The 12,551-nt window shown below is 70.3% G+C and carries 9 protein-coding genes; all 9 read right to left on the bottom strand.

The features are described 5' to 3' along the window. Positions 1-352 (bottom strand): ATP-binding cassette domain-containing protein (locus CCN51_RS31895; protein WP_143675942.1); only part of this gene is annotated, 352 nt, incomplete at its 3' end. After that, a complete protein-coding gene (locus CCN51_RS31890) occupies positions 349-792 on the bottom strand; it encodes a GntR family transcriptional regulator (protein ID WP_043491977.1) in 444 nt (147 codons plus the stop codon). The genes CCN51_RS31895 and CCN51_RS31890, both read right to left, overlap by 4 nt. A 237-nt stretch (positions 793-1,029) precedes the next feature. After that, positions 1,030-2,490 (bottom strand): glutamate synthase subunit beta, encoded by a 1,461-nt coding sequence (locus CCN51_RS31885; protein ID WP_014180517.1) that lies wholly within the window; start codon positions 2,488-2,490, stop codon positions 1,030-1,032. Continuing rightward, positions 2,483-7,000, bottom strand: coding sequence for a glutamate synthase large subunit (gene gltB / locus CCN51_RS31880; RefSeq protein WP_043491976.1), 4,518 nt, complete (start codon positions 6,998-7,000; stop codon positions 2,483-2,485). Before gltB ends, CCN51_RS31885 begins: the two co-directional genes overlap by 8 nt. 328 nt (positions 7,001-7,328) lie before the next feature. After that, complete coding sequence (locus tag CCN51_RS31875) at positions 7,329-8,060, bottom strand: VIT1/CCC1 transporter family protein (RefSeq protein WP_014180515.1); 732 nt, start codon at positions 8,058-8,060, stop codon at positions 7,329-7,331. Between the two features lie 179 nt (positions 8,061-8,239). Beyond that, complete coding sequence (gene lgt, locus CCN51_RS31870) at positions 8,240-9,235, bottom strand: prolipoprotein diacylglyceryl transferase (RefSeq protein ID WP_043487815.1); 996 nt, start codon at positions 9,233-9,235, stop codon at positions 8,240-8,242. Positions 9,236-9,313: 78 nt separating this feature from the next. Further along, a complete protein-coding gene (locus CCN51_RS31865; RefSeq protein ID WP_055414320.1) occupies positions 9,314-10,078 on the bottom strand; it encodes a DsbA family protein in 765 nt (254 codons plus the stop codon). Between the two features lie 69 nt (positions 10,079-10,147). Next, positions 10,148-10,957, bottom strand: coding sequence for a tryptophan synthase subunit alpha (gene trpA, locus CCN51_RS31860; RefSeq protein WP_014180512.1), 810 nt, complete (start codon positions 10,955-10,957; stop codon positions 10,148-10,150). Continuing rightward, positions 10,957-12,189: a tryptophan synthase subunit beta gene (gene trpB, locus CCN51_RS31855; RefSeq protein ID WP_014180511.1), complete on the bottom strand. Its 1,233-nt coding sequence runs from the start codon at positions 12,187-12,189 to the stop codon at positions 10,957-10,959. Before trpB ends, trpA begins: the two co-directional genes overlap by 1 nt. Positions 12,190-12,551 lie beyond the last annotated feature (362 nt).

The raw sequence follows: 12,551 nt of genomic DNA, 5'->3' as shown, positions 1-12,551 counted from the left end.
CGGCGGCCGACTGGTCCCAGCCGGGGTTGAGTTCGCGGCCCAGGCGCAGGGTCTCGGCGACGGTGAAGCGCGGGTAGAGCGGCTTGTCCTGGGCGACGAAGGCGATGCGCCGCCGTGCCTCGGCGGACCGCAGGTCGGCGCCGAAGACCCGTACGGTCCCGGTGGTCGGTGCGAGCAGGTCGGCGGCCAGGGACAGCAGGGTGCTCTTGCCCGAGCCGTTGGGGCCGACCAGGGCGCAGATGCGCCCGGCGGGCAGCCGGAATGTGAGGTCCCGCAGGGCCCAGCCGCGCCGGTACTTCTTGCCGAGACCGGTGGCTTCCAGGGCGGTGGAGGGTTCGTATCGGTCGGTCACCCGTGCTCCCTGTTCAGGGCTGTGCCCTCGCCGGTGTCGGTGGTCGGGGCGGTCGGGGCATCGGCGAAGCGCTCGTCGAGGACCGAGGCGATCAGCGCCGCGACGTCCTCGCGCTCGAGGCCGGCGGCGCGCGCCCGGTCGGCCCACGCGGCCAGTTCGGCGCGCAGTGGCGAGTCGGCGGCGGCGCCGGGCCGGGCCAGAGAGCGCCGTACGAAGGTGCCGAGGCCGGGCCGCGGCTCGACCAGGCCCTCCCGCTCCAGTTCGCGGTAGGCCTTCAGGACGGTGTTGGGGTTGATCGCGGTGGCCGCGACGACCTCCTTGGCCGTGGGCAGCCGGTCCCCCGGCTGCAGCAGACCCAGGCGGAGCGCCTGTTTGGTCTGCTGGACGATCTGCAGATAGGTGGCGATGCCGCTGCGGCGGTCGATGCGGTACTCCACCAGCCACCACCACCCTTTCACTAATCAGTTAGTGGAATGATGGTGTGACGATCCCCGGGCAAAGTCAAGGCGAGCAGGTGGCGCCAGGTGCGGCTGGTAGCGCCAGGTGCGGCCGGCAGCGGCAGATGCGTAAAACCACACGGCGCCCGCCCCCGGTCGGGATGGGGGCGGGCGCCGTGCGCCGGTCCGTACGCCGTTGTACGGGCGGAGTCCAGGTGGTGCCTGGAGGTGTGGAACGGGTCAGACGACCAGGGCGCGGTCCGTCGGGCGGATCGGGGCGGGCAGGGCGCTGGTCCCCGCCAGATAGCGATCCACTCCGCGGGCGGCCGAGCGGCCCTCGGCGATGGCCCAGACGATCAGCGACTGGCCGCGGCCCGCGTCGCCGGCCACGAAGACACCGTCCACGTTGGTGGCGAAGTCCGCGTCGCGGGCGATGTTGCCGCGGGCGTCCAGCTCCAGGCCGAACTGCTGGACCAGGCCGTTCTCCTGGTCGGTGCCGGTGAAGCCCATGGCCAGGGTGACCAGCTGGGCCGGGATCTTCCGCTCCGCGCCCGGCTTCTGCTCCAGCTTGCCATCCTTGAACTCCACCTCGGTCAGGTGGAGCCACTGCACATTGCCGTCCTCATCGCCCTCGAAGTGGGTGGTGGAGACGGAGTAGACCCGCTCGCCGCCCTCCTCGTGCGCGGAGGTGACCTTGTAGAGCATCGGGAAGGTCGGCCAGGGATGGGCCCCGGAGCGCTCCTCGCCCGGCCGCGGCATGATCTCCAGCTGGGTGACCGAGGCGGCGCCCTGGCGGTGGGCGGTGCCGACGCAGTCCGCGCCGGTGTCGCCGCCGCCGATCACCACGACGTGCTTGCCCTCGGCGCTGATCGGGGCGGTGACGTAGTCGCCCTCCTGCACCTTGTTGGCCAGCGGCAGATACTCCATGGCCTGGTACACGCCCGTGAGCTCGCGCCCGGGCACCGGCAGGTCGCGGGCGGTGGTGGCGCCGGCCGCGATGACCACGGCGTCGTAGCGCTTGCGCAGCTTGGCGGCGTCGATGTCGCGGCCGATCTCCACACCGGTGCGGAACTTGGTGCCCTCCGCGCGCATCTGCTCGATCCGCCGGTTGATGTGGCGCTTTTCCATCTTGAACTCGGGGATGCCGTAGCGCAGCAGTCCGCCGATGCGGTCGGCGCGCTCGTACACCGCGACCGTGTGGCCGGCCCGGGTCAGCTGCTGGGCGGCGGCCAGGCCGGCCGGCCCGGAGCCGATGACGGCGACGGTCTTGCCGGACAGCCGCTCGGGCGGCTGCGGGGTGACGTCGCCGGTCTCCCAGGCCTTGTCGATGATGGAGACCTCGACGTTCTTGATGGTCACGGCGGGCTGGTTGATGCCCAGCACACACGCGGCCTCGCACGGGGCGGGGCACAGCCGCCCGGTGAACTCCGGGAAGTTGTTGGTCGCGTGCAGCCGCTCGCTGGCCTCCCGCCAGTCCTCGCGGTAGGCGTAGTCGTTCCACTCGGGGATCAGGTTTCCGAGCGGACAGCCGTTGTGGCAGAACGGGATGCCGCAGTCCATGCAGCGGCCGGCCTGCTTGCTGATGATCGGCAGCAGCGAACCGGGGACGTAGACCTCGTTCCAGTCCTGGACGCGCTGGCCCACCGGGCGGGTCTTGGCGACCTCGCGGTCCGTGGTCAAAAAGCCCTTGGGATCAGCCATTGGTCGCCGCCTCCATCATCTTCTCGGTGGTCTCGGACTCGGAGAGCCCGGCTCGCTCGGCGGCGTCCTTGGCGGCGAGCACTGCCTTGTACGTGGTGGGGATGATCTTGCTGAAGCGGGTGAGGGCGGCCTCCCAGTCGGCGAGCAGGGCGCCCGCGACGGTGGAGCCGGTCTCCTCGTGGTGGCGGCGCACCACGTCGTGCAGCCACCGCTGGTCGGCCGTATCGAGCGCTTCGACGGCATCGATGTTGCCGGCGTTGACGTTGTCCCGGTCCAGGTCGACGACGTAGGCGACACCACCGGACATGCCCGCCGCGAAGTTGCGGCCGGTCGGGCCGAGCACCACGGCCCGGCCGCCCGTCATGTACTCGCAGCCGTGGTCGCCCACGCCCTCGGAGACGACGGTCGCGCCCGAGTTGCGGACGCAGAACCGCTCGCCGACGCTGCCGCGCAGGAACATCTCGCCGCCGGTGGCGCCGTAGGCGAGGGTGTTGCCCGCGATGGTCGAGTACTCGGTCAGGTGGTCGGCGCCGCGGTCCGGGCGGACGATCACCCGGCCGCCGGACAGGCCCTTGCCGACGTAGTCGTTGCCGTCGCCCTCCAGGCGCAGCGTGACGCCGTGCGGCAGGAACGCGCCGAAGGACTGCCCGGCCGAACCGGTGAAGGTGATGTCGATGGCGTCCTCGGGCAGGCCCGCACCGCCGAACTTCTTGGTCACCTCGTGGCCGAGCATGGTGCCCACGGTCCGGTTGATGTTGCGGATCGCGACCTGGGCGCGGACCGGCTGGGCCGCCTCGGCGCTCTCCGCGTTCAGCGCGTCGGACGCGAGCTTGATCAGCTCGTTGTCCAGCGCCTTCTCCAGGCCGTGGTCCTGGCCCACCACCTGGTGGCGCACCGCGCCCTCGGGCAGGTCCGGGACGTGCAGCAGCGGGGCGAGGTCCAGGCCCTGCGCCTTCCAGTGCGCCACGGCGCGGGTGGTGTCCAGCAGCTCGGCGTGGCCGACGGCCTCGTCGAGGGTGCGGAAGCCGAGTTCGGCCAGGAGCTCGCGGACCTCCTCGGCGATGAACTCGAAGAAGTTCACCACGAACTCCGGCTTGCCGCTGAACCGCTCGCGCAGCACCGGGTTCTGGGTGGCGATGCCGACCGGGCAGGTGTCCAGGTGGCATACGCGCATCATCACGCAGCCGGAGACCACCAGCGGGGCGGTCGCGAAGCCGAACTCCTCGGCGCCGAGGAGCGCGGCGATCACGACATCGCGGCCGGTCTTGAGCTGGCCGTCGGTCTGCACCACGATGCGGTCGCGCAGGCCGTTGAGCAGCAGCGTCTGCTGGGTCTCGGCCAGGCCCAGCTCCCAGGGGCCGCCCGCGTGCTTGAGGGAGGTGAGCGGGGAGGCGCCGGTGCCGCCGTCGTGGCCGGAGATCAGCACCACATCGGCGTGCGCCTTGCTGACGCCCGCGGCCACGGTGCCGACGCCGACCTCGGAGACCAGCTTGACGTGAATGCGCGCCTTCGGGTTGGCGTTCTTCAGGTCGTGGATCAGCTGGGCGAGGTCTTCGATGGAGTAGATGTCGTGGTGCGGCGGCGGGGAGATCAGGCCGACGCCCGGGGTGGAGTGCCGGGTCCTGGCGACCCACGGGTAGACCTTGTGGCCGGGCAGCTGGCCGCCCTCGCCGGGCTTGGCGCCCTGGGCCATCTTGATCTGGATGTCGTCGGAGTTGACCAGGTACTCGCTGGTGACGCCGAAGCGGCCGGAGGCCACCTGCTTGATCGCCGAGCGGCGCGCCGGGTCGTACAGCCGCTCCGGGTCCTCGCCGCCCTCGCCGGTGTTGGACTTGGCGCCCAGCTGGTTCATGGCGATCGCCAGGTTCTCGTGCGCCTCCTTGGAGATGGAGCCGTACGACATGGCGCCGGTGGAGAAGCGCTTGACGATCTCGCTGACGGGCTCGACCTCCTCGATCGGGATCGAGGACCGCTCGCCCTTGAAGGCGAACAGGCCGCGCAGCGTCATCAGCCGCTCGGACTGCCCGTTCACCCGCTCGGTGTACTTCTTGAAGATGTCGTAGCGCCGGGAGCGGGTGGAGTGCTGCAGCCGGAAGACCGTCTCGGGGTCGAACAGATGCGGCTCGCCCTCGCGACGCCACTGGTACTCGCCGCCGATCTCCAGCGTCCGGTGGGCGGAGGGGATACCGGAGACGGGGTACGCCTGGACGTGGCGCGCGGCGACCTCCTGGGCGATGACGTCCAGGCCCGCGCCGCCGATCTTGGTGGCGGTGCCGTGGAAGTAGCTGTCCACGAAGGACTCGTCCAGGCCGACGGCCTCGAAGACCTGCGCACCGCGGTAGGAGGCCACGGTGGAGATGCCCATCTTGGACATCACCTTCAGCACGCCCTTGCCGAGCGCCTTGATCAGGTTGCGGATCGCGGTCTCGGCCTCGACGCCCGGCAGGAACGTACCGGCGCGGACCAGGTCCTCGACCGACTCCATCGCCAGGTACGGGTTGACGGCCGCGGCGCCGTAGCCGATCAGCAGCGCCACATGGTGCACCTCGCGCACGTCGCCCGCCTCGACCAGCAGGCCCACATGGGTGCGCTGCTTGGTGCGGATGAGGTGGTGGTGGACGGCGGAGGTGAGCAGCAGGGAGGGGATCGGGGCGTGCTCGGCGTCCGAGTGGCGGTCGGAGAGCACAATCAGCCGGGCGCCGTCCTCGATGGCGGCGTCGGCCTCGGCGCAGATCTCGGTGAGGCGCGCGGCAAGGGCCTCGCCACCCCCGCCGACCCGGTACAGGCCCGAGAGGGTCGCGGCCTTCAGGCCCGGCATGTCGCCGTCGGCGTTGATGTGGATGAGCTTGGCCAGCTCATCGTTGTCGATCACCGGGAAGGGCAGGGTGACGCTGCGGCAGGCGGCCGGGGTCGGCTCCAGCAGATTGCCCTGCGGGCCCAGCGAGGAGATCAGCGAGGTGACCAGCTCCTCGCGGATGGCGTCCAGCGGCGGGTTGGTGACCTGCGCGAACAGCTGGGTGAAGTAGTCGAACAGCAGCCGGGGGCGCTCGGAGAGGGCGGCGATCGGGGAGTCGGTGCCCATCGAGCCGATCGGCTCGGCGCCGGTCTTGGCCATCGGGGCCAGGATGACGCGCAGCTCTTCCTCGGTGTAGCCGAAGGTCTGCTGACGGCGGGTGACCGAGGCGTGGGTGTGCACGATGTGCTCGCGCTCGGGCAGATCGGCCAGGTCGATCAGGCCGGCTTCCAGCCAGTCGCCGTACGGCTGCTCGGCGGCGAGCGTGGCCTTGATCTCGTCGTCCTCGATGATGCGGTGCTCGGCGGTGTCGACCAGGAACATCCGGCCGGGCTGCAGCCGTCCCTTGCGCACCACCTTGGCCGGGTCGATGTCCAGCACGCCGACCTCGGAGGCCAGCACGACCAGGCCGTCGTCGGTGACCCAGTAGCGCCCGGGCCGCAGACCGTTGCGGTCCAGGACCGCGCCGACCTGGGTGCCGTCGGTGAAGGTGACGCAGGCCGGGCCGTCCCAGGGCTCCATCAGGGTGGAGTGGTACTGGTAGAAGGCGCGCCGCGCCGGGTCCATGGAGGGGTGGTTCTCCCACGCCTCGGGGACCATCATCAGCACGCTGTGCGGCAGCGAGCGGCCACCGAGGTGCAGCAGCTCCAGCACCTCGTCGAAGGTCGCGGAGTCGGAGGCGTCGGGGGTGCAGATCGGGAAGATCCGCTCCAGGCCCTGGTCCCCGAACAGGTCGCTGACCAGCTGCGACTCCCGGGCGCGCATCCAGTTGCGGTTGCCCTTGACCGTGTTGATCTCGCCGTTGTGGGCGACGAAGCGGTACGGGTGGGCCAGCGGCCAGCTCGGGAAGGTGTTGGTGGAGAACCGCGAGTGGACCAGCGCGATGGCGGTGGCGAAGCGGCGGTCGGACAGGTCGGGGAAGAACGGCTCCAGCTGACCGGTGGTCAGCATCCCCTTGTAGACCAGGGTGCGCGAGGACAGCGACGGGAAGTAGACCCCGGCCTCCCGCTCGGCGCGCTTGCGCAGCACAAACGCCTTGCGGTCCAGGGCGAGCCCGCTGCTGGCGCCGTCGGTGACAAAGAGCTGGGAGAAGGCCGGCATGGTGGCGCGCGCGCCATTGCCCAGCAGCTCGGGGGCGACCGGCACCTCGCGCCAGCCGAGGACGGTCAGGCTCTCCTCGGCGGCGATCCGCTCGATGTGAGCTGCGGCAGCGGCGCCGTCGGCCTCTCCGTCCGGGAGGAACGCGATGCCCACGGCGTACGAGCCGGCCTCGGGGAGCTCGAAGCCACTGACGCTCTCCCGCAGGAAGACGTCCGGGACCTGCACCAGAATGCCGGCGCCGTCCCCCGAATCGGGCTCGGAACCGGTGGCCCCGCGGTGCTCGAGGTTCCTCAGAACGGTGAGAGCCTGCTCCACGAGCTCATGGCTGGCCTCGCCGGTGAGGGTCGCCACGAAGCCGACGCCACAGGCGTCGTGCTCATCGCGCGGGTCGTACATCCCCTGTCGGGCGGGGTGGGATGCGGAGCGCATCGGCTCTCCCGTCGTCGTCTACGGCATTTGGGTGTGCCGAGGGACGACGCTGGCCCTCCGCCAAGAAATTTTCGTGCAGGTTACATGATGGGACGGTTCTCAGGAAGCGGATAGCGCGTTCCATCATGCGGACACGGTGCACGAGGGGTGAAGTAAGGCAAAGGGGATCAAACGATCGCCCCGCCGCAGCGCCGAGCGGGCGACGCTGCCCACTGCGCTACGGCGTTATGCCCGTCGGTAAACGGATTGAAACCGTCAAGTAACGGCGTTATTTTGCGGCTCGCCGTATGGTAAATCAACCCACGGCCGTACCAAAGAGTATGCCCAAGGCATATGTCACACCGGCCGCCGCGCCACCCAGCGCCAGCTGCCGCAGCCCGCTGAACCACCAGCTGCGGGCGGTCACCCGCGCCACCACCGCACCGCATGCGAACAGCCCGATCATCGCCAGCGCCACGGCCGGCCACAGCACCGTCGCCCCCAGCAGATACGGCAGCACCGGCAGCAGCGCGCCCAGCGCGAACGAGCCGAACGAGGACACCGCCGCCACCAGCGGCGACGGCAGATCGTCCGGGTCGATGCCCAGCTCCTCGCGGGCGTGTATCTCCAGCGCCTGCTCCGGGTCCCTCGACAGCTGCTCGGCCACCTGACGCGCCAGCTGGGGCTCCACGCCCCGCGACTCGTACAGCGCCGCCAGCTCCTCCAGCTCGTCCACGGGATGCTTACGCAGCTCGCGCCGCTCCACCTCCAGCTCGGCCTCCACCAGCTCACGCTGGGAGGCCACGGAGGTGTACTCCCCGGCCGCCATCGAGAACGCGCCGGCGGCAAGACCCGCCAGACCGGTGATCACGATCGTCTGGCGGTCCACGGCGCCGCCCGCGACACCGGTCATCAGCGCGAGGTTGGAGACCAGACCGTCCATCGCACCGAATACGGCCGGACGCAGCCAGCCGCCGTTCACATCGCGGTGGGTGTGGTTGTCGCGGTGCGCGATGTGCGGAGGTTCGGTACTCGCGATGACAGACATGATGGATACTGCGCTCCCTTCAGGGGGTGTGGGCGCGGCCGCCCTCAACCCAACAGTTCGAAGGTACGCACGAATTCCCTGTCGCCGCCAGCAAGGAAGGCCGAACTTACCTCGCTGACCTGCGGAAACGTAAAGACCGCCGGACCCGTGCGGGTCCGGCGGCCTCTCGGTGACGCCGGCTACTTCGAGGCTTCGGCCTCCGGCTTCGACTCCGCCTCGGTCTTTGGCTCCGCCTTGCTCTCCGGCTCGGCCTCAGCCTTGCTCTCGGTCTTGGCCTCCGTCTTGGGCTCCGCCTCGCCGCCGTCCTCACGGCCCGGCTCGCCGCCCTCGGCCTTGGCCTGCTCCGCCTCGGCCACCGCGGCGGGCTCCACGATCTCCTCCCGCCCGGGGGCCTTCTTCGCGGAGATCACGAAGTAGGCCACCGCTGCCAGGAAGACGATGATCGACGTCCAGTTGTTCAGCCGCATGCCCAGCACATGGTGGGCGGTGTCCACCCGCAGGTACTCCACCCAGAAGCGGCCGACCGTGTACGCGGCGACGTACAGCGCGAAGGCCCGGCCATGCCCCAGCTTGAACTTCCGGTCCGCCCAGATCACCAGCAGCGCCACGCCCACGCACCACAGCGACTCGTACAGGAACGTCGGGTGGTACGTACCGGCGACGCGCCCTATGTCGGGGTCCGCGTCGATCTTCAGCGCCCACGGCAGATCGGTCTTCTTGCCGTACAGCTCCTGGTTGAACCAGTTGCCCCACCGGCCGATCGCCTGGGCGAAGGCGATCCCCGGCGCGATCGCGTCCGCCCACGCCGGGAGCGGAATCCCCCGGCGCCGGCAGCCGATCCAGGCGCCGAGGGCGCCCATCGCGATCGCACCCCAGATCCCTAGGCCGCCCTCCCAGATCTTGAAGGCGTCCACCCAGTCGCGACCGTCGGTGAAGTACAGCTCATAGTCGGTGATGACGTGGTACAGCCGACCGCCGATCAGGCCGAAGGGCACCGCCCACACGGCGATATCGGCGACCGTGCCGACCCGGCCGCCGCGGGCGACCCAACGTCGGCCGCCGAGCCAGACCGCCACGAAGACACCGATGATGATGCAGAAGGCATAGCCGCGCAGCGGGATCGGGCCGAGGTAGATCACGCCGGACGACGGGCTGGGAATGTATGCGAGGTTCATGTCGGAGTCGACGCTACCGTGCCGGGCGGTCAATACGGCAACCCACCCGGCGCAACGGCTGCGTAACGAGGCGGGTTCCTAGCCCTTCTCGGTGACCATCCGCTTGAGCTTCCGCGGGCTGAGCGGTTTGTTCTGGTCCCCGTAGATCGACTTTCCGTCCAGCAGAACGGTCGGCGTCATGCTGTAGCCCGAGCGGGTGAAGACCCCGTTGGACTTCCGCACCCACCCGTCGTGCTTGCCCTCCTCGACGCATCTGCGGAACGTCTCGGTGTCCAGCCCCGGGACCTTGCCCGCCAGCTTGATCAGCTTCGACTTGTTCGCGTACGAGTCCTTGGTCTCCGACGGCTGGTTCTTGTAGAGCACATCGTGGTACGCCACATACTTCCCGGCGTCCTGTGCGCAGGCCGCCGCGTTCGCCGCGTACAGCGAGCCGGTGCCGCCCATATTGCCGTCGATGATCGTCACCAGGTGGTAGCGGACCTTCATCCGGCCCTTGTCCTGCAGCTTGTGCACGGTCTTGCGGAAGACATCCTCGAACTGCTTGCAGCCCGGGCAGCGGAAGTCCTCGTACACGGTCAGCGTCTTCTGGGCGCTCGCCTTCCCGGTCGGGATCACCGTGCCGGTCGCGCCCCGGGGGGCCACCGCCCGGCTGCCGGACTTCCCCGAGTCCCCGCCGGTGTTCGAGGCGACCATGCCGACCCCGGCAGCCACCCCCAGCACGGCCACCACCGCCCCGGCCACACCCAGGCCACGCCTGCGCTTGGCGCGGACCCGGTCCTTCTCTCGCTGTTCCCGCAGCCGCTCCCGGGCGCTGCGCTTCCCCTCACGGTTTTTCTCGCTCACGCCCACGACAACGAGGCGGAGGAGCCCCACTGAACTCCTCCGCCCCGTATTCGCTCTATCGAGGGACCTCTACCGGGGGATGCGGACGCCCTCCGCCAGCTCACCCGCCAGGTCCCGGACGGCCGTAAGCCCCGTCTCCAGGTCCTCGGCGTCCATCAGCCGCCGCACGAACGCCGTCCCGACGATGACGCCGTCCGCGTACTCGGCCACCTCGGCGGCCTGCCGGGCATTGGACACCCCGAGCCCCACACACACCGGCAGCGAGGTCGTCGCACGGGTGCGCGCCACCAGCTCCCGCGCCCCCTCCCCCACCGAGTCGCGGGTGCCGGTGACGCCCATGATCGAGGCCGCGTACACAAAGCCGCTGCCCGCCGCGGTGATCTTCGCCAGCCGCTCGTCACCGCTGCTCTGGGCCACCACGAAGACCGTCGCCAGCCCATGCTGCTCGGCGGCCTTCCGCCACGCCTCCGACTCCTGGACCGGCAGATCGGGCAGGATGCAGCCCGCCCCGCCCACCGCGGCCAGATCGGCGGCGAACCGCTCCACGCCGTACCGGTCCACCGGATTCCAGTACGTCATGATCAAGACGGGCGCCCCCGTCGCGGCATGCACCTCGCCGACCGTACGGATCACATCGCGGATGCGAACACCGCCCCGCAGCGCGATGTCGTCGGCGGTCTGGATGACCGGACCGTCCAGCACCGGATCGCTGTACGGCAGGCCGACCTCGATCACATCGCAGCCGCCCTCGACCATCGCCGTCATCGCCCGCACTCCGTCGTCGACCGTCGGATAGCCGGCCGGCCAGTAGCCGACGAGCGCGGCGCGCCCCTCCCCCTTGGCCTTCGCCAGCACGGACCCCAGCAGCTCTGCGCTCATCACTTCTCTCCCTCGTAGAGCCCGAAATACCGCGCGGCCGTGTCCATGTCCTTGTCGCCCCGGCCCGACAGATTGATCAGCACCAACCCGTCGCCGCCCAGCTCACGCCCCAGCTCCAGCGCCCCCGCCAGGGCGTGCGCGCTCTCGATCGCCGGGATGATCCCCTCGGTCCGCGACAGCAGCCGCAGCGCCTGCATCGCGGCGTCATCGGTGATCGCCCGGTACTCGGCCCGCCCCGTGTCCTTCAGATACGAGTGCTCCGGGCCGACCCCCGGATAGTCCAGACCGGCCGAGATCGAATACGGCTCCAGGATCTGCCCGTCCTCGTCCTGCAGCACATACGACCGGGAGCCGTGCAGAATCCCCGGCTCCCCCTTCGTCAGCGTGGCCGCGTGCTCCCCCGTCTCCACGCCGTGCCCGGCCGGCTCGAAGCCGATCAGCCGCACGGACTCGTCCTTCAGGAAGGCGTGGAAGAGCCCCATGGCGTTCGACCCGCCTCCGACACACGCCACCGCCGCGTCCGGCAGCCGCCCGACCCGCTCCAGGATCTGCCGCCGCGCCTCCACGCCGATCACCCGTTGGAAGTCGCGCACCAGCGCCGGGAACGGATGCGGTCCGGCGACGGTCCCGAACAGATAGTGCGTACGGTCCACGTTGGCCACCCAGTCGCGGAACGCCTCATTGATCGCGTCCTTGAGCGTCCGGCTGCCCGTCTTCACGGAGACGACCTCGGCGCCCAGGATCCGCATACGCGCGACGTTGAGCGCCTGGCGCTCGGTGTCGATCTCCCCCATGTAGACCACGCACTCGAGCCCGAACAGCGCACACGCGGTAGCCGTCGCCACGCCGTGCTGCCCGGCACCGGTCTCGGCGACCACCCGGGTCTTGCCCATGCGCTTGGCGAGCAGCGCCTGGCCCAGCACGTTGTTGATCTTGTGGGATCCGGTGTGGTTGAGATCCTCCCGCTTGAGAAAGATCCGCGCACCCCCCGCATGTTCCGCGAACCGCGGCACCTCGGTCAGGGCGCTGGGCCGCCCCGTGTAGTTGACCAGCAGATCCTCGAGCTCGGCGGCGAACGACGGATCGCTCTTCACCTTGTCGTACTCAACGGCGACCTCATCCACCGCGGCGACCAGCGCCTCGGGGATGAACTGGCCGCCGAACGCGCCGAAATACCCCTCGGCGGTGGGGATACGACCCTCCGGGTCCGGAACAAAGAAGTCAGACGGCATCTGACGTACTCCTCAGTCGGGGCGGATGCCCCACGACTCATAACGGACAAATAACCACGATGATCGCTGCGCGACGGCGACACGCGCGGGAGGGTGCGGCGGCTCGGGGGCTTTCCCCCGACCCACCTCTTCCCGAACTGTGAGCTCCGCCCCCAGGCCCCGGCTCCCCCAGCGGTAGCCGGGCAGGTGGCGGGACGCCCCTTTCGGCACCGAACCTGCCTCGGACACCCCTGCCCCACCCGGCCGACGAGCCGACCGAAGGGATGGGGCGGTCGGGACGACCCGCCAGAGGAGAGGCGAAGCCCACCCGCACCGCAACCGCAACGGGCCCGGGCCGGGGTCACCGGTCGGGAGTCGCCGAC

It is taken from the genome of Streptomyces milbemycinicus, from assembly GCF_002154605.1.
In the GTDB taxonomy this organism is placed as follows: Bacteria; Actinomycetota; Actinomycetes; order Streptomycetales; family Streptomycetaceae; genus Streptomyces; species Streptomyces milbemycinicus.
This window is presented reverse-complemented; position numbering and strand designations above follow the sequence as displayed.

What these genes read in the sequence shown, in the direction of transcription:
- lgt (WP_043487815.1), bottom strand. Translation starts at nt 9,235, where the DNA reads ATGAACCTCGCATACATTCCCAGCCCGTCGTCCGGCGTGATCTACCTC.
- CCN51_RS31885 (WP_014180517.1), bottom strand. Translation starts at nt 2,490, where the DNA reads ATGGCTGATCCCAAGGGCTTTTTGACCACGGACCGCGAGGTCGCCAAG.
- gltB (WP_043491976.1), bottom strand. Translation starts at nt 7,000, where the DNA reads ATGTACGACCCGCGCGATGAGCACGACGCCTGTGGCGTCGGCTTCGTG.
- CCN51_RS31875 (WP_014180515.1), bottom strand. Translation starts at nt 8,060, where the DNA reads ATGTCTGTCATCGCGAGTACCGAACCTCCGCACATCGCGCACCGCGAC.
- trpA (WP_014180512.1), bottom strand. Translation starts at nt 10,957, where the DNA reads ATGAGCGCAGAGCTGCTGGGGTCCGTGCTGGCGAAGGCCAAGGGGGAG.
- trpB (WP_014180511.1), bottom strand. Translation starts at nt 12,189, where the DNA reads ATGCCGTCTGACTTCTTTGTTCCGGACCCGGAGGGTCGTATCCCCACC.